General features: G+C 46.0%; 24 protein-coding genes and 1 riboswitch. Of the genes, 10 read left to right on the forward strand and 14 right to left on the reverse strand.

Going from position 1 to position 20951, the window contains the following annotated elements; translation table 11 throughout:
* Positions 1-51 precede the first annotated feature (51 nt).
* A riboswitch (glycine riboswitch) is annotated at positions 52-131 on the reverse strand.
* Positions 132-288: 157 nt separating this feature from the next.
* Positions 289-1947, reverse strand: coding sequence for an alkaline phosphatase (locus tag ABU165_RS21545; RefSeq protein WP_009794649.1), 1659 nt, complete (start codon positions 1945-1947; stop codon positions 289-291).
* A gap of 312 nt (positions 1948-2259) precedes the next feature.
* Here ABU165_RS21545 and ABU165_RS21550 point away from each other — a divergent pair, with 312 nt between their 5' ends.
* The 5 genes from ABU165_RS21550 (at position 2260) to ABU165_RS21570 (ending at position 6288) form a co-directional block, all read left to right on the forward strand.
* A complete protein-coding gene (locus ABU165_RS21550; RefSeq protein WP_353762687.1) occupies positions 2260-2967 on the forward strand; it encodes a uracil-DNA glycosylase family protein in 708 nt (235 codons plus the stop codon).
* Positions 2968-3033: 66 nt separating this feature from the next.
* The gene (locus ABU165_RS21555; RefSeq protein ID WP_009794651.1) at positions 3034-3537 is read left to right on the forward strand and encodes a DinB family protein; all 504 of its coding nucleotides are present in this window, start codon (positions 3034-3036) and stop codon (positions 3535-3537) included.
* Positions 3537-3968 carry a hypothetical protein gene (locus ABU165_RS21560; RefSeq protein WP_318060949.1) on the forward strand — a complete coding sequence of 144 codons (432 nt, stop codon included), beginning with the start codon at positions 3537-3539 and terminating at the stop codon, positions 3966-3968. The genes ABU165_RS21555 and ABU165_RS21560 overlap by 1 nt, the downstream gene beginning before the upstream one ends.
* A gap of 143 nt (positions 3969-4111) precedes the next feature.
* Positions 4112-5575, forward strand: coding sequence for an ABC transporter permease (locus ABU165_RS21565; RefSeq protein WP_129613096.1), 1464 nt, complete (start codon positions 4112-4114; stop codon positions 5573-5575).
* A 17-nt stretch (positions 5576-5592) separates the two neighbouring features.
* A complete protein-coding gene (locus ABU165_RS21570; RefSeq protein ID WP_129613095.1) occupies positions 5593-6288 on the forward strand; it encodes an ABC transporter ATP-binding protein in 696 nt (231 codons plus the stop codon).
* Between the two features lie 73 nt (positions 6289-6361).
* Here the strand turns inward: ABU165_RS21570 and ABU165_RS21575 are convergent, their stop codons facing one another.
* From ABU165_RS21575 to ABU165_RS21625, 11 genes are all read right to left on the reverse strand, one after another.
* On the reverse strand, positions 6362-8140 hold the full coding sequence (locus ABU165_RS21575; RefSeq protein WP_101548549.1) for a cation:proton antiporter: 1779 nt from the start codon (positions 8138-8140) through the stop codon (positions 6362-6364).
* A 585-nt stretch (positions 8141-8725) separates the two neighbouring features.
* Complete coding sequence (locus ABU165_RS21580; RefSeq protein WP_248138049.1) at positions 8726-9730, reverse strand: DUF3231 family protein; 1005 nt, start codon at positions 9728-9730, stop codon at positions 8726-8728.
* A gap of 114 nt (positions 9731-9844) precedes the next feature.
* Positions 9845-10669 (reverse strand): STAS domain-containing protein, encoded by an 825-nt coding sequence (locus ABU165_RS21585; RefSeq protein WP_180827270.1) that lies wholly within the window; start codon positions 10667-10669, stop codon positions 9845-9847.
* A 241-nt stretch (positions 10670-10910) separates the two neighbouring features.
* A complete protein-coding gene (locus ABU165_RS21590) occupies positions 10911-11855 on the reverse strand; it encodes a DMT family transporter (RefSeq protein ID WP_318060948.1) in 945 nt (314 codons plus the stop codon).
* Between the two features lie 101 nt (positions 11856-11956).
* Positions 11957-12166, reverse strand: coding sequence for a GNAT family N-acetyltransferase (locus tag ABU165_RS21595; protein WP_318060957.1), 210 nt, complete (start codon positions 12164-12166; stop codon positions 11957-11959).
* Between the two features lie 12 nt (positions 12167-12178).
* Entirely contained in the window at positions 12179-12391 is a 213-nt protein-coding gene (locus ABU165_RS21600) for a hypothetical protein (protein WP_353762688.1), read from the reverse strand.
* A gap of 15 nt (positions 12392-12406) precedes the next feature.
* Positions 12407-12889 (reverse strand): GNAT family N-acetyltransferase, encoded by a 483-nt coding sequence (locus tag ABU165_RS21605; protein WP_148950022.1) that lies wholly within the window; start codon positions 12887-12889, stop codon positions 12407-12409.
* Positions 12890-13019: 130 nt separating this feature from the next.
* The gene (locus ABU165_RS21610; RefSeq protein ID WP_101548543.1) at positions 13020-13379 is read right to left on the reverse strand and encodes a rhodanese-like domain-containing protein; all 360 of its coding nucleotides are present in this window, start codon (positions 13377-13379) and stop codon (positions 13020-13022) included.
* A 45-nt stretch (positions 13380-13424) separates the two neighbouring features.
* A complete protein-coding gene (locus ABU165_RS21615; RefSeq protein WP_253618964.1) occupies positions 13425-13796 on the reverse strand; it encodes a sulfurtransferase in 372 nt (123 codons plus the stop codon).
* Between the two features lie 158 nt (positions 13797-13954).
* Complete coding sequence (locus tag ABU165_RS21620) at positions 13955-15088, reverse strand: MBL fold metallo-hydrolase (protein ID WP_318060946.1); 1134 nt, start codon at positions 15086-15088, stop codon at positions 13955-13957.
* A gap of 47 nt (positions 15089-15135) precedes the next feature.
* Positions 15136-15522 carry a DUF302 domain-containing protein gene (locus ABU165_RS21625; protein WP_101548540.1) on the reverse strand — a complete coding sequence of 129 codons (387 nt, stop codon included), beginning with the start codon at positions 15520-15522 and terminating at the stop codon, positions 15136-15138.
* Positions 15523-15716: 194 nt separating this feature from the next.
* Between ABU165_RS21625 and ABU165_RS21630 the strand changes: the two genes are divergently transcribed.
* Genes ABU165_RS21630 through ABU165_RS21650 form a run of 5 tightly spaced genes read left to right on the forward strand, consistent with a single transcriptional unit; the run spans position 15717 to position 19383 of the window.
* A complete protein-coding gene (locus ABU165_RS21630; protein WP_318060945.1) occupies positions 15717-16430 on the forward strand; it encodes a cytochrome c biogenesis CcdA family protein in 714 nt (237 codons plus the stop codon).
* A gap of 14 nt (positions 16431-16444) precedes the next feature.
* Positions 16445-17143, forward strand: a complete 699-nt coding sequence (locus ABU165_RS21635; RefSeq protein WP_253618967.1) for a response regulator transcription factor — start codon at positions 16445-16447, stop codon at positions 17141-17143.
* The gene (locus ABU165_RS21640) at positions 17130-18197 is read left to right on the forward strand and encodes a sensor histidine kinase (RefSeq protein ID WP_318060944.1); all 1068 of its coding nucleotides are present in this window, start codon (positions 17130-17132) and stop codon (positions 18195-18197) included. Before ABU165_RS21635 ends, ABU165_RS21640 begins: the two co-directional genes overlap by 14 nt.
* 23 nt (positions 18198-18220) lie before the next feature.
* A complete protein-coding gene (locus ABU165_RS21645) occupies positions 18221-18829 on the forward strand; it encodes a hypothetical protein (protein WP_142385229.1) in 609 nt (202 codons plus the stop codon).
* On the forward strand, positions 18826-19383 hold the full coding sequence (locus tag ABU165_RS21650) for a peroxiredoxin family protein (protein WP_311225168.1): 558 nt from the start codon (positions 18826-18828) through the stop codon (positions 19381-19383). Before ABU165_RS21645 ends, ABU165_RS21650 begins: the two co-directional genes overlap by 4 nt.
* 59 nt (positions 19384-19442) lie before the next feature.
* Here ABU165_RS21650 and ABU165_RS21655 read toward each other — a convergent pair whose 3' ends face one another.
* Together ABU165_RS21655 and ABU165_RS21660 are read right to left on the reverse strand one after the other, a co-directional pair.
* Positions 19443-20180 carry an amino acid ABC transporter ATP-binding protein gene (locus ABU165_RS21655; RefSeq protein WP_009794661.1) on the reverse strand — a complete coding sequence of 246 codons (738 nt, stop codon included), beginning with the start codon at positions 20178-20180 and terminating at the stop codon, positions 19443-19445.
* A 17-nt stretch (positions 20181-20197) separates the two neighbouring features.
* Entirely contained in the window at positions 20198-20929 is a 732-nt protein-coding gene (locus tag ABU165_RS21660; protein WP_318060943.1) for an amino acid ABC transporter permease, read from the reverse strand.
* Between the last annotated feature and the right edge of the window lie 22 nt (positions 20930-20951).

Raw genomic sequence — 20951 nt, forward strand, 5'->3', positions numbered from 1 at the left:
ATCAGAATAACGAATATAAAGGCAAGTCATAAAGCATGCCAAATGTATATCCAATACTCTTCTGTCCTTTTGCCTGAGATGGTGAACCCTTCGGCGCCGCGGAAACCCGCGGTCTCTCCAGAAGCTGCTCCTGCCACAGCACGACCCATGGCATTCATAGCTTGGTATGAAATTATACAGCAATATTTTTTATATAATAGTAGCGTACGGGTCGTTTGTCAACCGTTCCGTTTTCCTTCTCTAACAAAAAGAAAAAGGCGCCTCCCCGGGGAAGCACCTCTTGTACCATTATTTAGACAGATTCAAAGCCTTTTCGGAAACATAGAAATCTTTTCCGTTAAAGACCGTGACGCCATCGAGTTTTTTCGTGACAATCCTGTTGTTCTGTACGATATGAGCGATATTTTTGTTCACAGGCAGTTCGATCTTTGTCTTGCTTTTTTCTGCGATAAAGACCGGGTTGTTCGCATCTGTTACATCAATGCGGGTCTTGTAGCCTTTTTTCTCAAACGACTCTTTCGCATTGACGAACAGCTTGTCTGTAACGGATTTCAGGTTGAAGCCCATATGCTTTGCCATTGCTTTAGCAATATCAGTGTTATCGATCAATCCAAAAGGCCTTGATGGTCCATATGCGTACAAGAATACATCCTCGCCGGTATGCCCGCCAGTCGAGAAGCCGATATTCGCGCGGTTTGCGAGCATTTTGGCCATATCAGACTGCAGGTTTGCGGACGCCTTCAATTTATCGAGTTCTTCTTTTGTCAGATTATCCAATCCGTACAGGCCGGCCACTTTTTCCATGTTTGAGCGGTCTGCTTTCAGTTGGCTTAAAGCCCCTTCAAGTGTCATGGACGCTTTTTTCAGCGGGTCGATATAAGCTGATACAGGAATTTCCGGGTAATTGCTGTTTGTGTTGACGTTCCCCATTGTGATTCCGCTGTTTCCGTGGTCACTGACTGCGATGACCATTGTGTTGCCGTCTTTTTTCGCAAAATCGAGTGCTTCTTTCACTGCATCATCAAATGCCAGTACATCACTAAGAATTCCGACGGTGTCATTGGCATGCGCTGCCCAGTCCACCTTGCTTCCTTCAACAAACAGGAAGAAGCCTTCTTTGTTCTTGTCCAGCGTTGTGATCGCTTTTTTCGTCATATCAGCCAGAGAAGGCTGGCTGCTCTTTGCAGCCTTTCGGTCAAAGTCATAGGCCATTGCGGAAGGCGCAAATGAGCCCCAGATTTTATTTGATTTCGATTTTAGGAGGGCTTCCTTTGTCTCGACAAACTGGTAGCCGTTTTGGCTGATCACATTCAATAGATTCTCGCCATCAACGCGGGCATTCTTGGTTGTTCCTGGTGCCAGAGATTCTTTGCCTCCGCCAAGGACTACATCAATGCCCTGGTATACCTGCTGCTCGGCAATGTCCTGATAATTGCTGCGGTGCGCCGCATGTGATGAAAATCCTGCAGGCGTTGCATGCTGAATTTCAGATGTGGAAATGATTCCTGTCGACTTTCCAGCCAGCTTTGCCCCCTCGAGCACATTGGCCACCGGTCTGTGGGCATCCTTCTCGCTGACTGGAGAGACACCCGGTGTATTCACCAGTGCAGGCAGAAGCCCGATTACCTTGTCATTGCTTTTATTGCCTGTCGCTAAAGCCGTTGCAGCAGGTGCAGAATCCGTGATTGCCGATTCTGCGGAATGGGTGCGCACCCCCCCGATGAGGATCTCATCCATCGCCAGATTCCCGCCTTTGTACCATCTCGCCAGGTTAGTGGCCCCTGCGCTTGTCCCGTCCATGACCATCATAATGACATTGGCAGGCTCTTTCTTCTTGTTGTCCTTTGCCTCAGCCAGGTGATTGTTTACAGCAAATCCCAGAGAAGAAAACGCAACAGCCGCAGCCACAGAAATCCCGGCAACCTTATTCCTCAAATGATTCTTCATTTCAAATCCCCCTTTAATTGATAGTTTCTAATTATCAGCATAATGAGGATGTATTAATTTTCTTGTGATATTCTGTTAAGTGATTGTAAATTGCAGGAAACAGGATATATGGCATGTTTTATCCTTTGTTAAAAGTAAGATTTTATTAGGATATTCTGCTCAAGTTCCGAGCTGAAGTGAGCAGTGCCTAATGATTTCCTCATAACTCCTTTTAGAATATGCTCCTTGCAAGCAGGATAATTAACCAACCCTTCATCTGCCCCTAATTTGTGGTAAAGTCATCCATATATGATAAAAAAGAAAGGGAATATGATGATAAACAAACAGCTTTATAACTTATACGAAAAATATTATAAAGGCATGCTCTCTTCTCTTGAAGGAAACAATCTCAGCAACCCTCTTCTTCTGAAAATAAACGATGAGGAACAATATCAAAAAGCCGACTTAAAAGTAATGTTCTTGGGCCAGGAAACGAATACATGGGAAGGCAGCCTGGGCTCTAAATCCATAGAGGAGCTGCTGGGGACCTACTCCAGGTTTTTTGGCGAGGGGAAGTGCTTCCGCTATGGAGGGCCTTTTTGGAACACGGTAAAAGATTATACCGGGGATATAAAAGAAGCTTACCCGGACAAGCGTGTTGAGATAGTCTGGAATAATCTTATCAAGCTAGGAAAGGAAAACAGCAAAGGCGCTCCCAAGAAGAGTCTGGTAGCTATTCAAAAGGAAGCATTCCCTGTGATCAGGGAAGAATTGGAGATCCTGAAGCCTGACGTGGTTCTATTTTTCACAGGACCGCGATATGACCAATACCTGAAAGCCGAGTGGCCGAATTTGACCTATCATCCACTCGCTCATGAACCTGCTGGAAAACTAGCAAGGTTAAAGGAAGGATCTTTGCATCCCCAGGCTTTTCGCACCTATCATCCTAATTATCTTTACAGGGCAGGCAAACCGTTTTACAACTCTGTAAAAAAGTCCATCATCAGCAGCATTTCAATTACACCAAAAGTATTTCCTTGAAAAAACAGGTAAATCTCTTCAGACAGGGAATATATTGGTGAAGAATTGAAGCAAGGAGGAATGAAGATGTTTCAGACATTGGATGGTTTTTTAAAGCTATGGAACTATGAAGTACATACAACACAGAAGGTCCTCGACCAGCTGACAGATGAATCCCTGTCCCAGGAGGTCACAGCCCAGAACTGGACACTGGGAAGGATTGCCTGGCATACGGCAACAGCAATCGGTGTAATGGCCTCTCAAACCGGCCTGGCTTTTGAGGCACCCGCCAAAGACTATCCGGTCCCCCAATCAGCCAAATTCATTTCTGATATCTACCAAAAAGCGAGCAGCGCTCTCGCTCATGCAGTCAAGGAGCAGTGGACAGATAAAACTCTCAGCGAAGAAAAAGACTTCTTCGGCCAAAGAATGTCAAACGGCCAGCTGTTATTCTTCATCATCCAGCACCAAATTCACCATCGCGGGCAAATGACCATCCTTATGCGCCAGGCCGGGTTAACGGTTCCCGGTGTTTATGGCCCAGCCAAAGAGGAATGGGCCATGATGGGGATGGAAGCTCCGCAGATGTGATGATGAAAAGAACTCTGCTGCTTTTCCCATTCGTTTTGATAATTTTCGCAGCTTCCGCCCAGGCATTAAGCTGGGCCTACCCTTTCGTCGTCTGGGATGGAAATGTTTATGAAGTGACAGATGAAAACGTGCCGGAAAGCCTAATCGGAGAGAAGATTGGCGAAGTAGAAACCCGCCCTGATGACATGACGGGAGAATACTACGGGAATGCTTCCAATGAATATCAGATTGGTACAAATTATTTTGAGATAAAGGATCTGCCAACTGACGAGGGCATAGCTGTTGAAATTGCGGACAATGAATGGCGAAAAGCAGCCTTTGCCCATGAGGCTCCTTCTCATTGGATGGATCTGGTTCCTTATGTTCTCCTCACCCTTCTATTGCTGGCATCTGCCATCGCTATTGCTTTTTACCTTAAGAAACGGAAATAGAACAGGTGCCTTCCCCGCTGATATGCAATACGGGGCCAGGCACCTGTTTTTATTCCTTTTTAGGCAATACTTCGTTCACATTTTTGCCATAAATTCCTCTTAAGATTAGCCTTGTACCCAATTTGGCTAAAGGAGAGAAATGTATGAACTTTTTAAAAAGGTCTTTTTTAAGCGTGAAAGCCAGGAAAGGTAAAAGCCTGCTGCAAATTTTTGTTTTCACTGTCATTTGCGTCCTGGTTCTGGCCGGCCTATCCATTCAGACTGCCGCCAAAAAATCTGGCGATCTTGCCCGGCAGAAGCTTGGCGCTAACGTCACCCTGCAGGTCGATATGGAAAAGATGCGCGAGCAGATGCAGTCCCAGCAGACGAACGGAGAACGCATGCGATTCCAGTCTGCCCCGATTCCTGCAGAAGCAGCAGAAGAACTGACCTCATATGAACAAATCAAAGGCTATAATTTCTATTCTTCTACTACCGCCCTTGCTTCAAGCTTTGAACCAATCACAAATAATGAGTCAGGAACAACAGAAGAAGGCACCACAGAATCAGCTGCTCCGGGCGGCAGGATGGGCGGCGGGATGGCCCAGGGAGACGTCAGCCTTCAGGGAGTAAGCTTTACTGATTCCACTGCGGAATTCATGGACGGCACTGCTTCAATCATCGAGGGTGAACATATTACGGAAGACGACCTGGGAAAAAACGTTGTTCTCATTGAACAGACTCTTGCAGAGGAAAACGGACTGAAGGTGGGCGACTCCATTACAGTGGCCAATCCAAGAGATGATTCGGCCACACTCGAGCTCCAAATCAAAGGTATCTATCAAACAGCTTCCACAGGCTCTGACCAGGGCATGGACTTTACTGCCATGATTCCATATAACAAGCTTTATGTGCCTTATACCAATGCTGCTGCACTTAAAGGCAGCGGCTATGAGGGGACCATTGACAGTGCCACTTACTATATTGATGATCCTGCTGATATGGAAAGCTTTGTCGCACAGGCGAAAAAGGAGAGCAGCATTGATTTTGAAACCTTTAAACTTGATGCAAATGATCAGCTGTACCAGCAGATGGTCGGGCCAATCGAGAACGTAGCAAGCTTTTCAAATAATATTGTTTATCTTGTCTCTATTGCAGGTGCCATCATTTTGGGGCTGATTGTGATGATGTCGATTCGTGAACGCAAATATGAGATGGGCGTCCTTTTGGCAATTGGTGAACGGCGCTGGAAAATGGCCGGCCAGTTCATCGCTGAGATTCTTCTCGTTGCGGCGCTTTCCCTCGGAATTGCTACTCTCAGCGGCAATATCGTGGCCAAAGAAGTGAGCGACCAGCTATTGAATCAGGAATTGCAGTCAGCTGCGGAAACCTCAGAACCTGAATCCTTCCGCGGCGGGGGGATGCGCTTTGGGGGCGGAATGCCGGGTATGCCTGAAGCTCAATCAGAGCAGGCTGAAACCATTCAGGAATTGGACGTAAGCGTCACAGCAGAAGATCTTGCCATGCTTGCAATGATTGGCATTCTGATTGCAGCCCTGTCTGCCCTGCTGCCATCCTTAACGGTTTTGCGTCTTCAGCCTAAAACGATATTGAGCAGACAGGATTAAAGGATGGAGGAGACAAAATGACTTTACTCAAATTTGAAAATATTAGTTATTGGTACAAACAAGAGAATAAAAAGCATATGATCCTTAACAATATCAATGTCAGCTTTGAGAGGGGGGCTTTTTACACAATCATCGGCCCATCCGGTTCAGGAAAAACGACGTTCCTTGCGCTCGGCAGCGCCCTGGATGTTCCCAAAGAGGGAGCGGTAGTATATGAGGGGAAGGATATAAAGAAAATCGGGCTAACGAAATTCCGCAATAAGTATGTATCCATTGTTTTTCAATCTTACAATCTGCTTCCCTATATGACAGGGCTTCAAAACGTGATGACGGCAATGGAAATCACAGGGGCAAGCCATAAGAATAAAAAAGAATTCGCATTGAATATGCTGGAGCGTGTCGGCATCTCCAGCAGGCAGGCACACCAGAAAGTGCTGACACTAAGCGGCGGCCAGCAGCAGCGTGTCTCGATTGCCCGGGCACTCTGCTGCGAAGCTGATCTGATTGTGGCCGATGAACCGACAGGAAATCTGGATGAAAACACAGCAAACGAAATTGTGAACCTGCTGAAGGACTTGGCTCATAACGAAGGGAAATGTGTGATTGTTGTAACCCATGACCAGAATATTGCTGAGAAATCTGACATTACGATCAAGCTATCAAAGGGGAAGATTACTTTGAACAAAAGAGAATATGCTGAAACCCTGGTCTGATTGCTGCTGAAAAAATAGGAAAGGTGCCTGGCCCACGCTGCTTTACAGCTCAGAATGGGTCAGGCACCTATATTTATTCTTTCTCCCCCTGCTCTAACACCACTAGCAAATCTCCCTCATTTAGTACAGGCTTTTCGCTGAAGGTGAAAAAAACAAGGCTGCCGTTCTTTCTTTTTACGCATAGCGGAATTCTGTCCGTTTCCGTTTCTTCTTTTTCCACTGTCTGCTTGCTGTCAATTTCAATTGTCTTCAGTTTATAGCCGATATTGACCATTCTGTTCAGCTCAGTAAAGGTCGCTTCTTCTCCAAACAGCAGATGTGCTTTGAACGCGGTGGAGATTTCCTTATGCTCGGTTTTCCTTTCTGCTGTCGGCAGCGAGAAGGTATGGTTATATCCGAATTCAGGAAGATAGGTTTGGCAAACAAGCGCGTTATAGGCTGCATTCCCTTTCATAGCCAGGAGGAAATTATAAGGGCTTTTGTCGATTTCGAAATCGCTGTGCTCGGAAAGGATCTCCCCCTGATAGGTCGGAATCTCCAGCTTTTTTGCAAGGAAGAGGCGGTCAGCGGACGTGTCTGTGATCAGGGCGGAAACGTTTATCTCCTTCAAATGCTTAGCGAAGGCAATCGCGAAACTGCTCGCCCCCACCATCAGGACGCCTGAAGACTCCGGATTTGCCAATTTCAGCTTCCGGGCAATCGGACCGATGGAAAAGCCATGGGCGCACACCGTAATAAAAACAAGGGCCAAGGTGAGCGGCGTTAGTATCGTTGCATTTGAATAGCCATCTTCTATTAATAAAGCGGCAAAATACCCTGAAACCGTCAAGGCAACGATTCCCCTTGGCGCAATCCAGCTCACGAGTGTTTTTTCCTGCAGTGTCAGCTCTGTTCCGATTGTGGAAAGCCAGATAGACACCGGCCTGATAAGAAACAGCATAGTGATGACAAATAAAATGATCGGCCACGTGAAAACGTCCATAATCGTCTCTCTTGTCAAAGAGGCCGTCAATAATATAAAGACAGTGGACGTCAGCATAACCGAAATGTTCTCCATAAAATGGCCGATGCTTCCGATTGAATGGACATGCTTCTTCGTCCGGGCAAGCGTCAGTCCCATGACTGTTACAGCCAGCATCCCAGTCTCATGCATGATCCCTTCGCCAAGCGTGAAGCAAATCAGGACAAAGCAAAAGATCAGCGGTGATTTCAAGTATTCAGGGAACAATCCTCTGCTCACCAGGAAGCTGACAAGCAGCCCTATTACAAGACCGATTAAAGTCGCCAGGAGGGCCTCGATAAAAAACGGAATGAAATCTTTAAACTGAAAAGGTCCATCCAAGGTAATTTTGATAATTTCATAAGCAAATAAGGCCAGTAAAGGACCAATTGGATCTACAATGATTCCTTCCCACTTCAGAACCGAAGAGACGCGGGCAGACAATTTTGCCTGCCTGAGCAATGGGATGATGACTGTAGGCCCGGTCACTACAAATAATCCGCCGATGATAAAGGAAATTTCAAGATCCAGCCCGGCAATATAGTGGGCTGCTAAAGAACCGCCGATCCAGGCAATGAGTGCTCCAAGTGTTACAATGCGAAAAACAGACTTGGAAATGCCTTTCAGCTCGCGTATATCAAGGCTCGTACTGCCCTCAAATAAGATCAGTGCAACAGCAAGAGAGATAATCGGGCTGTACAGCTCCCCCAGCCCTTCCTGCGGATTGACAAGGCCGAATATCGGGCCAATTAAAAGCCCGGCAACCGTCATGATTACGATGGATGGCCACTGAATCCGCCACGCCAGCCACTGCGAAAACATACCGAGTACAATCACAATAACTATGCTCATTAAAGTAAATTCTGGTTGAATCTCAATCACCTTCTCCAATTGGCATATTTTTCACTTATCACATACCGGAAAGTTTACCAAATTATTGGGCGGTATAGAAATAGATTGGCTTCAGATATTGATCCTTGGCGCTTTTCAAATAGAAGAACATGATGGCCGTAACTTCTAATTGCGGAAGGGTAAAATCCGGAAAGAGGAGGTTTTAATGTGGTATTACAGATAAGTTCAGCAATCATCTGATTTTTTTACAGTGATTTTAATTGCTGGTTCTCCGAAAGAATCTATTATTGGGCTTATACTTGGAGCTGCCGGCCAGCTCGGTGTCCCCATATGTGATATGTCAGCAAAGTCATATTAGATATCACTAAAATTTAAGTAAAATGATGTATGGCCCCAATGCTTCAAGCTTTAGAAAAAGTCGGGACCAGGCACCAAATACAGTGTATACTCCGCGCAGATTGCAAAGGGCAAACCCGCTGAATCTCACCTCAGCTATCGTCAGCTCACTTCTTACCTCCCCTCATTCAGGCTTCATAAGATGCCTTCAACAGCAAAATGCCCTATCTGATCGTAGGGCATTCTAAGCTATTTCCGCTTCGCCATTTCTGCTCTATTCGGTGCCAGCGGAGGCTGTTCGAGCCACTTATTTTTCACCATAATATCAAACCAGTTTTTTGTAACCACCAGGTTTTGCAGAATGGTTGCTTCGTACGTAGTGACCAGGTCGGTTCTCATTGCAGAAGCCAGGCCAGCACCATGGTAATTTTGGGCGGCTTGAAATAAGAATCCCATATGATACATAATTAATTTATCGGAAAAAGGCGATTCCGTTGATACAGTAACTTCTGTTTCCCAGGACTTTGGCACCGGCAGATTATCCGCCTGCATGATCTTAGAAAGAGATTTGATCTGGCCATCGGCAGTCTTCTCAGAACTGGTTAAGAACTTTCTTACCTCTTCTGACTGGGCAATTTGACTGAAAGCAATCGAAAGAGTTTTGGCCATAATGCTCTTTTTGATGTTCAAAGAAATACTGATGACCTCCGGTGCCGAAAGCGTTCTGCCATTGCCGAAAAAACCATCCTTAAAATCCTTGTTTGTGACATACTTAGGCTGTCCTTCTGGATAAAACAACGGGTCCCTTTGGAAAAGTCCTTTCTCAAGCAATAAATCAACAGTTTGATGATACATTTGTTTCCCATCTTCATCACATTCGCCGTAAAATAACCTTAAGTCTTTCCTTACCGAAATGCCTAATGATGTGATGTGCCCCAGCAGTCCATGTGTAGTCATGATATTTAAATAATTCAGGCAGAATGTGTCTGTAAACAACCTCTGCTTACCTGGGTACAGGTCGGTTTGGTTAAACCCAATAGGAACAGGAAAACCTTCGTTCTCAATAAACGCCTTTAATTTTGCTTTTTGCCGCTCGAATATCATGATCGCTTCATTAAAAATGCTTTTAATCTCTTCATCCTCAATAATGGAATACATATATCTATTCACTATATCAACCGCTGTTCCGTTTATGTACTCTCCCCACAAGGAACCGATCTCAGAAGATGTCAGTTTGAAATTTTCCTTATCCATATCCAATCACCTCGCAAATATTATGTCCTTTTTTTAGAAAGTCATCATAGCGGAGGGGTGAAATTTTTGATAAAAAAATAAAGCAAGACCGATTCAACGGCCTTGCTTTGTCGATTATTTCAGGTATGCCTTTAACGTCTCTTGAAGCGTCCCCTTTGTTTCAGCACCCTTCTCAAAGCGGATACCGGCACGGACCATCTTTTTGACAAGATCCGGCCTCAGCCCGGTAAGAATGGCCTTTGAACCCATCATGCCCACTCCTGCCAGGACCTTTTCAAAATCATCCATCACATCTTTTTCCATCATGGCAATGCCTGACAGGTCAATAACAAGTGTCTGGATCCTTGTAGCTGCAATTTCATTTAGAACCTTCTCTTCTATTATTTCAACTCTGTACGTATCCATCGAGCCAATCAGAGGCAGGACAGAAACCGTTTCACTGACCGGTATGATAGGTACAGATAGATGTTCAACCGTTTCCCTCTGTTTAAGAAGCATTGTATCTTTATATTTTGAGTAGCTTAAGAAGAAATTGTTAAGAAACTGGTCAATCTGGTCATTCACCGCTTTTTCCAGCTCAAAAAAATCTGAAGCTGGAATCTTCTCATCTCTTTCCTCATTAAGGCTGCCGATAATGTGCCAAGTTGTTCTTCTTATGGCCTGGACCCATTCCAGTTTCAAAGAAAGAGTTAAAGAATGCCCTGCCCAGGCAACCCCTTCTTCCTGAGCAAATGCGATAAGGTCGCTTTCATTGTGGTCAACAATAAAGTAAATTAACTTCCTCGCATTTTTTAGAAGGTCAATATTCCCCTTATTTAAAATCTCATTGATCTTCCCAGAAACATTCACTGCTTCAGACAGCAATTTGTTTTCAAACTCTTCCCCGTGGTTGTTAATAAATTGCACTAACTCATCCTTCAAGATTCGTTTGATACTCATTACTACATCCCCCTACTATGTGCTATATGAATAAAAAACATTTACTTATACCCGGATATTATAACAGTTAAACCAGTTTTTATAGTTTTTTTGAAGCGGAGGGTCGGGTCCCTTGCATCAGGATGGCCAGATGATCTTTTCCCCCGGCCTACCCTCAGCCTATCTTTGCGAGTTTTTGGATATATTTGCGAGTTTTTTTATATATTTGCGACTCTCCCTTTTGGAGGGTCAGATAGAACCCCTAGCTTACTCTCAGCGGCTCTTCTCTTCCACCCGGCAGCCTCTTCCCCTCAGCAGGCTCTTTTTTCAGCGCAATAAATAAAATCATCCCTATAATACAGGCCGTACCCGCCCACTGAAAAACACCAAAAGGCTCCTTCAGCCAAAATACGGTTGTCAGAACAGCCGCAAGCGGCTCGACGCTGCCCAAAAGGCTGGTTTCCTTCGGGAGCAGGCTTTGCAGGCTTTCTATATAAAACCAAAAGGCAATCATCGTCCCAAAAAGGACCACAAAGGCTAAATACACATAAGCTTCTCCCGTAAAGCTCAGAATGTCCATTCGCCAGGGAGGATGGACAAAGCTCAGCGCGAGCCCGCCAATCACCATTGCCCACCCGACAATGACAAGGGAATCGTATTCCTTAAGCAGCGGCACAGCATACAGCGTATAAAAGGCCAAAGCCGCCCCGGACAAAACTCCCCATACGACCGCTGGCACCGGCACAGATAACTGCGAGATGGAGCCGTTCGTCAGCAAGAAGAAGCTTCCGAACAAAGCCAAAGCGATGGTCAGCAAATCTCCCCGCGTCAGCACCATTTGTTTGCGGAGGACCAGGTATAAGATGATCATCACAGGGGCCAAATACTGCAGAAGCGTTGCCACCGCGGCATTTCCATGCTCAATCGATGCCATATAGGTGTATTGGACAGCAAGCATTCCGAGCAGACCAAAAATAATCAAACGAAGAGCCGAGCTCTTCTTTTTCCACACACCAAGGATCTGGGCACGATCTTTTGCAAAGTATTGGACGGCTAAAAGCAAAACCCCTGCAATGAGCAGCCGGACTGTCACCAGCCAATCCACATCAATCAGAAAATCCTGAAAAAGCTTCTTGGCCGCTGTACCGCCAATTCCCCAAAACATCGCGCCAGTCATAACAAGAAGTATTCCCTTACGCCTGTCCATGCTTGATTCTCCACCTTTCAAAGGCCATGGGAAAGGCCATGGGGACAGGTCCTCTGGCCCAAAATGGGCCAAGGGACCTGTCCCCCCGGCCCAACTCCGTCTTAATAACCCAGCCTATAAACAATCTCCCCATCAATCACCCGGCCGTCAGCCTCAAATCCAAGCTTTTCATACATTTCCTTCGCCCGGTCGTTCTCCGGCTCAAAGCTTAAATAGATCACTTGGTGGTCCTTGTCCTCCTTGATCAGCTCAATCAGCTTCTCCATCGCCGCTTTCCCATAGCCTTGGGACTGATATTTGGCATCAATCATCAATCGGTAGATTCAATATTCCTTATCGTCAAAATCTATGCAGTACATCGTAAATCCTACCAGCTTTTCCTCATGGTAGATTGCCAGGCAGTTGCACTCTGGAAATGCCTTCGCCTGTGCCAGCGAGAACAGATTCGTCGCGACAAATGACTTCTGCTCTTCAGCTACCTTTAAATCAATCACATCAAAAAAATTATGTCTGTCTACTTCTTTTAAAAAAATCATCATATCTCCCTGCATTTATGTATTTTGCTTTGTTCCGCTGACAAACTCTTGTATGACCCGCTTATGCTCATCCTCCCGCTCCGTAAATTCCCCGTTTGTATATTCATCTATCACACACCGCCAAAACCCTTGGGCGGGCTTGTTTTTCTCGATCTGGAAAATCTCCCACCTGCCTTTATGCAGCCCAAAGATATCCTTCGCCACCTGCTTCCCAAGGCCTTCCCGGCGGTATTTTTTTAAAATAAAAAACTCGTTGATGGAAAGAGACTGGCTGTCTTCTGTCACCAGCACAAAACCGGCATAGCGCTCATCCAGCTTGATTATATAGGGGAAATGGCCCTCTTCCGTCCAATAGCCGCTCAGCGGATACTCGCTGAATCTCCCATTCTCTTCGACATATGCATCGATAAACTCGGAAAAGTCATAAATATAAAACTGCAATAAATTCTGGAGCGCTTCCTCATGTTCCGCTCCTGCTTTGATGATTTCGTATTCCATCCCTTTGCACTCCTCTGGCCGGCATCTTCTGTATATTCACCGCGATATGCTGGAAATCCTGCTATACAAAAAAAGACAGCCGGGCGGTATGCTACCTAGTTGTCTTTAGAGGGCGCATCTGCGCATATATTCAGCTCCAGGCGCTCATGCCGCCTTTTACATTCGTAATATGTTTAAAGCCTGCCTTTTTCAGCAGTTTGCCTGCTTTATTGCTTCTCATCCCGCTCTGGCAGATCACGACCACTTCTTTATCTTTGTCCAGCCCGTTTGATTTGCCATGAAGCTCATGCAGAGGGATGTTTTTAAATTCCTTGATATGATTGGTTTGAAATTCCCTGTTGGTGCGGACATCGATAAATTGTTTCTTTTTATCCTTTAACTCGCCCTTTAGTTCAGCGGTTGTAATCTGCCTTATTCCCTTTGCCGGCAGCATCCGCTGCAGCAGTAAGAATACTAATAGCCCGATCAGCAGATAGTTTAGATATTCCATCAAGGCTTCCTCCTCAGTGTTTTTTACCTGCAAGGGTATGAAAATTTATCTTAGCCCCGGTTCCAGATCTCCTCTTCTTCCAGAATGCTGTTCTACCATTTCATAGCTCACAACCTGGAATCCTTTCTTTCTCAAAAACCGGATGCCCAAGTTCAGCTCCAGCCGGTCAGAAGCGATAACATGGATTTTGCCTGGACTGATTTCATTATAAAAACGCCTTAAATAGGCATAAGGTATATCTGCAGAATCACAGTTTATATCTATAGCTTTATTATTATAATCCCTGATATCGACTATGGTCAGGCCAGAATCATGGGTGCCGTCTCCGGTGCAAGGGACTTGGGGAACAGGGACATAACGCTTATAGAGGCTTGCAGCTAAAGCTACTAGTATTAACATCATGATTGAAATAAGCATACCCACCACCCTATCTTTTATTTATAGCTTGATAATATACCCCATTAGGTATAATGTCAAGCATGGCAAATCAAAAATCCGCTATAGAGAAACAAAGGACTTTTCCAATAAAAAAAGGGCTATTACAGCCCTCCTTCACCATACCTTCAACAAATCTTTTACCTTACAGCACACCGGTTCGGCCCTGTTTCCATTTCGCCCTGCTCATCCACTTCCGGCCGCATTTTTCCCATATTGGTTTTCCTGATTTTTTCATAAGAGTTTGGCTGCGGAGGAAGATTCTCTGTTACTGCTTTCCGGAAGCTTTCTTTGCTTTCGATGTTGAGGCCATGATTCCGGCTATATAAATCCCCTAATTTTGCTGACACGCTGCCGTCTTCGTGCATTTCTTCAATCGACATATAGTGGGCAGGGAGCACAACTGCATCATCATGGATCTCCTTGTAGCGGGAGTACAGGGTCTCTCTCAAATCATCGGCCCATCCCCCTGCTTTTCCAGCCAGATCCGGACGGCCGATCGAATCAATGAACAGAATATCGCCTGTTAAAAGATAGTCTCCATCGACAAGCAGGGATGTGCTGCCGATCGTGTGGCCTGGTGAATACACTGCCTTGATTGAAACATTGTCGATTGAAATATCATCCCCATCCTGAAGTTCCTTATAGGAAAACTCCACCTCCTCCGCATCCTTCGGCGGGAGATAATAGTCCGCGCCTGCCTCCTCGGCAAGCCTTCTTCCCCCTGAAATATGGTCCGCATGAAGATGGGTATCAATAAGAGACTTAAGCATGACACTGCTTTCATGTTCCCGGATAAAATCCTGGTATTGTTCAATCATACGGTTGGCATCTACAATCGCCCCTTCTCCATTCGAAACAACCAAATATGAAAGACAGCCTTTGCCAATCCGGACAAACTGATAGATCGAACCTCCGCTTTTCAGATCAGCGATCTTGATCGGTTCTAAATGCTCACTCCATGCTTTCATACCGCCCTCAATGGAATAAACATCCGTGAATCCCGCTTTAACGAATTCCTCGGCCTCCTTTTTAGAGGAATTTCCTTTTGCACAAACAACATAGATTTCCTTATTTTTTGGAAGCTTGTCCAGAATAGGTTCGATCCCCTCTTCTGTCACCTTCTTATAAGGGGCATTCAATACTTCTATATTCTTCCCCTCGATCTTCCAGTCATCAAAAGCATCTGTACTCCTGGCATCCACGATGAAAAGTTCTTCTCCACTGATCACTTTTTCTGCAAGTTTTTTTACTGAAATTGTTTTTACAGACATATGCAGGTCTCCTTTCAGGCAAAAATTCTTCATGCCCTTACTCGTTCTTATACGCTTTTGTCCAGGCAGCCGATCAGGCGCTGTTCAATGTCTTCCGCCATTTCCTGCAGCGGCTTTTGGTCCAGCATGCTGATGAGGGATGTCGGCCGGGGCAGGCCGATTTTCGTTTGGCCTTCTTCTTTATACACAACAATTTTGCAGGGCAGGAAGTATCCTGCAAGTTTAGTTTCCTTCAGTACCCGCTCTGCTTCTTTCGGATTGCAAACCTCAAGGACGATGAACTCTTCATCCAGATGGCATCCTTTTTCCTCGAGCTTTTCCTTGATATCAAATGTCCATAGAACTCCAAATTTCTCCTCTTTCAGATTGTTCTCCAATGCAGTGAACGCTTCCTGTATGGATTTGCGGGTGGTGACGGTGTAATGAAAATTCATCTGACTTCATTCCTTTCTTTTAATAAAACTTTAGATTGGCTTGTATTTGCCTATGCTAGAATACTAGTAGGGGTATTAAACTATGCCCTTATTCGGCCCGGCAGTAAACTTCTTATTTTTTTTCGGGACAAAAGGACCCTTTTAACGAAAACTTAACAGAGAGCATGGATACTGTAAGAAAGGAGTGAAAGAGTATGGCTGATATTGGTATATGGTTCGCTTTGACTGCGGGGATATTATCGTTTTTTTCTCCCTGTGTGTTTCCGCTTCTGCCCGCTTATGTCACACATTTGACTGGCGGGACAATTGAGAATGCGAAACTGCAGGTCGAGCGCAGCAAGCTTTTCGTCCGATCTTCCGGATTTATTATTGGCTTCAGCCTGATATTTATTACATTGGGGGCGTCTGCCAGCCTGCTGGGACAGGTGCTGGCTGATTACCGGAGTTATGTCATGCAGGCGGCCGGCCTTCTGATCATCATTTTTGGATTGCAGATGGCGGGAATAATAAAACTCAAGCTGCTGATGAAGGAGAAGAAAGTGCAGTCGGACCGAAAGCCAAAAGGGCTCTTCAGTTCTATCTTATTGGGAATGGCCTTTGCCAGCGGATGGTCCCCTTGTGTCGGACTCGCCCTATCATCGATCCTGCTTCTGGCAAGTTCCCATGATACGCTCATCCAGGGGGTCTACCTGCTGACCGCGTACTCTATAGGAATGGCAGTACCTTTCCTGCTCATTTCCATCCTCGTTTCTTATTCACTGAAAAGCATCAGAAAGATCAACAAGCATTTATCAAAGCTGGCCGTCATTAATGGCGTCATCATGATCGCTCTCGGGCTGTTCATTTTAACAGGGCAGATGCAAAAAATCAGTGCCTGGCTTTCCGCCTACAGTTTATTTGAATTCTAGAAATGGGGTAGCACATGGATAACAGCTATTTAATCGGCAAAACCGTACTGGTTGTAGAAGATGATCCGAAAATCCGGAATCTGGTGAAAATCTATCTGGCCAAAGAAGGCTATGAAGTACTGGAAGCAGAAACCGGGGCAGAGGCGAAGGACAAGATCCTGCAATATGACCCCTGTCTACTGATTCTCGACCTCATGCTGCCCCTGGTGAGCGGGGAAGAGCTTTGCAGATGGGTAAGGGCCGACCAGAAAAGCATGGTCCCGATCATCATGCTGACGGCAAAAGCATCCGAGAAACAGCGGATAGCAGGTTTCAAGCTTGGGGCGGATGACTATGTGGTAAAACCGTTCAGCCCGGCAGAGCTGATGGTCAGGATTGAGGCGGTGCTGCGCCGGACAGCAAGCCGGTGCGGAAAGCTCAGCTTCGCCGGCCTGACCATCAAGCCTGTAAAAGGAGAAGCCCGCTTTAACGGCGTACCGCTTGAACTGACCAATTTTGAATTCAAATTGCTTCATATGTTCATGAAGCATCCTGAACAAATCCTTTCCCGTGAGCAAATCCTGAACTTCATCTATGAACATCAGGAAAAAGCGGTAACCGAAAGGACAATCGATGTCCACATCAAGCATCTGCGCGAAAAAATCAAAGAGAAGACACCGAACGAATATATCCACACAGTCAGGGGGATGGGATACAAATTTGAAGCATATTAAAAAATACGCCCAGCTCCTGATGTCCAAGCTGATTGCCGTCAACAGCCTTGTCATCGTCATCGTCATCCTGATCGCCGGCCTGTCCGTGAACAATTATGCCTGCTATCTGGTCAATGCGAAGGAAATGGAAGGCCAGGAATTCGTCCGGACATTGGGGAGGTTTCTCATTGCTGCCAGCATCATCGCTTTCCTCTTCGCGGGCCTTGTCCATTATCTTTCTGTAAGAAGGATCCTGCGGCCCATCCAATCAATATCAGAGGCTGCTGTCGAGATTAATGCCGGGCAGTTCCCTGATAAAATCACCCCCCGGCCTTCAGGGGAAGTCGGCCAGCTTGTGAGTAATTTCAACACGATGGCAGAATCCCTGAAATCAGCCCACCAGCAGCGTGATACCATGCTCAGGGACATTTCCCATGAACTCCGGACCCCCCTGACAAATATCAACGGATACCTGGAAGCACTGCAGGGCCGGGTCATCCAAGGGAATCCGGAATTATTCGGCTCCCTTCTGGAAGAATCGCTCCGCATTACCCGGATCGTCGAACTGATCACCGAACTGGATAGATGGGAACGGGGCAATGTCTTCCTGGAAAAATCATTTGAACCCGTCAGGCTGGATGAGATTCTGTCAGAAACCATTTCTGCCTTCAAGCTGAAATTGGATGCCCGGTTCCATGAAGTCCACATACACCTAGCCCCTTTTGCGATGGATGGCCACAGGGATGGGCTGAAGCAAGTGTTTACCAATATGCTTCAGAATATTGTTGACTATGATACAGGCCACTTGCTTGCGATTGAATCAGAAAGGGTGCAAAACCGCTGTATGATTCGGTTTATCCATCAAGGCGAGTTCATTGATCCCGGCGAAAAAGAGCTGATTTTTCAAAGATTCTACAGACTGGAGTCCTCGCGCACGAAGAAAGCTGAAGGTGCCGGGCTTGGACTGTCAATCAGCCGGAAAATTGCAGAGGCACATGGAGGAGAGATTGGATTGGAGACAGACGGCACTCATCACACCTTCTGGATTGCCTTTCCAGCCGGAAAACGTGACTAACGCTATAGAATCGGGTGAGAAAATTGTCTTACGTTAATATCGGAAGCCTCAGCATGCAGGTGGAATGGCTTTCTGTTGCTGTGGCGCTTATCACAGCATCATTGCTTTTTCGGCTGATCATGAAAAAGAAAACCGGGGATTGGCATTGGAATGCTTTTTTTGCTTATATCGTTGTCTGGAAAGGAAGCTATATCTTCTTCCATTTTGGACTGTTCCTCCAGAATCCCCTTTCTGTCCTATTCTTTAGCGGAGGAATCAAAGGACATACTTTAGGCATCATTACAGTGATTGTCTATCTTTTTTTACAGCTCAAAAAGAACAGCCTGTTTCCTGATTTGCCAATCTTATTCAGTCTCTTCTTTTTTATATACGAGGCATTCATGATCTATTTGGAGGGCGACCCTGTCCATTTATTAGCCCAGATTTTGTTTACCTTAAGCTTCATCATCTATCTGCAGCTCCGGAAACCAGAAGGATACAAAGAGTTCAAACAGGTATTTCTCCTGTTTCAAATGATGCAGATCCTGATCATCAGCATTTTCGGCACCATCATCTCTGTGGACCTGTACAGCTGTGCAGGGATCGCACTTTTTATTCTTTTTTCATATAAGAGGGAGGTTTGCCGCAATTGAAGAAAAATATAATAGCTGCCAGCATCATGGCCATAGCGATTGCCATTGTGCTTGTGAACGTATGGAAGTCCAGCCCGCCTGAAGAGCCGGTCCAAACCAGCACAGAAGAAGAAGAAAGCCCGCCAGCATCATCGGCCCCTGAAGAAGGGGCGGTTCCGCCTGACTTTGAACTGACGACGCTTGCAGGAGAGACCGTCCGGCTTTCCGATTATAAAGGCCAAAAGGTCATATTGAATTTCTGGGCAACCTGGTGCCCGCCATGCAAAGCCGAAATGCCGCATATGCAGAAATTCTACGAAGAAAACAAAGACAAGGACGTTGAAATCCTTGCCGTCAATTTGACCAATGCGGATAACGGCACAAAGGCCATTGAAAGCTTTGTCCAGGAATATGGGCTCACCTTCCCCATTCCCCTTGACCAGGATGGACAGCTCGGCGTGCAGTACCAGGTATTCTCAATCCCTACCAGCTATATCATTGACACCAATGGGGTTGTCAGCAAAAAAATCATCGGGCCGATGGACGAAGAAATGATAAAGAATCTGGTGAAATGAAGCCAGGGGGACAGGTCCCTTGGCCCAAACGGGCCAAGGGACCTGTCCCCCCGGCTCTTTTACACTTTCAATGTCCGCTTCAAAAATTCCCTGGTCCGCTCCTGATCAGGGTTATTGAAGATCTGTTCAGGACTTCCTTCTTCCGCAATGACTCCTTTGTCCATAAAGACGACGCGGTCGGATACTTCTTTAGCGAATTCCATTTCATGGGTAACGATCAGCATCGTTTGACCGGAACCGGCCAGTTCCTTCATGACTTTCAGGACTTCTCCCACCATCTCCGGGTCAAGGGCCGATGTCGGCTCATCGAACAGCATCACATCAGGCTCCATGGACAGTGCCCGCGCAATGGCGACACGCTGCTTTTGCCCGCCTGACAGCTGCCTTGGCTTGGCATTGACATATTGATCCATGCCCACCACTTTCAAATATTTCATGGCGACTTTTTCCGCTTCTTCCTTAGAGCGTTTCAGCACCTTGACCTGGCCAACCACACAATTATTCAGGACATTATGATTATTGAAGAGGTTGAATTGCTGGAACACCATTCCTAAGTTCTGGCGGTAAGCAAAAATATCATGCTTGTCGTCGAGGATGTTCTCGCCATTATAGATAATCTGGCCGCCGCTTGGCTTCTCCAGCAGGTTAATGCAGCGAAGGAGGGTCGATTTCCCTGATCCCGAGGAGCCGATAATCGTGACCACCTCTCCTTTTCTGACTGAAAAATCAATGTCCTTCAATACCAGATTTGTGCCGAAGGATTTGCTTAAGTGCTGAACTTCAATGACTTTTTCCATAGCCGCTCCCCCTTCCCTTACAGATTATTTTCACCTTTGCCCAGCAAATCGAAATTGTCAGGACCGTCTAATTTCCGTTCAAAATAACGCAGGATTCTTGTAACAATGAATGTCATGACAAAATAAATCACGCATGCCACAAAGAATGACTCAAAGTATCTAAAATTATTCCCTGCTACTGATTTGGTCATAAAGTATAGTTCCGATACTGATATAACATTAAGGACAGATGTGTCTTTGATATTGATGACAAAGTGGTTGCCTGTTGCCGGCAAGATATTGCGGATGACCTGCGGGAGCACGACATTCCACATCGTCTGATAATGATTCATCCCGATGGCCTGGGCTGCTTCAAACTGCCCTTTATCAACGGAAACAATTCCTCCTCGGACGATTTCAGCCATATAGGCCCCTGTATTGATGGATACAACAATGATGGCCGCTGCCAGGACATTGATGTCAACGCCGAATGCCAAAGCAGATCCATAATAAATGACCATCGCCTGGACGATCATTGGTGTTCCGCGGAAAAATTCGATATATACTGAAAGGACGAAATTAATCACCTTCAGCAAGATTTTTTTGGGTCCGCGCTCTGGTGCCGGGATGGTCCGGACCACTCCCGCCAATAAGCCAATGCCGGCTCCGATGATAGTTCCGATCAAGGAAATAAGAAGCGTGATCCCAGCTCCCCGAAGGAACATCGGCCAGTTTTCAGAGATGATTCTAACGATCCAATCGAAGCTCATCTTTCTCCCCCTCTATATTCAT

It is taken from the genome of Cytobacillus sp. T106 (assembly GCF_040492155.1).
Classification (GTDB): Bacteria; Bacillota; Bacilli; order Bacillales; family Cytobacillaceae; genus Bacillus_AB; species Bacillus_AB infantis.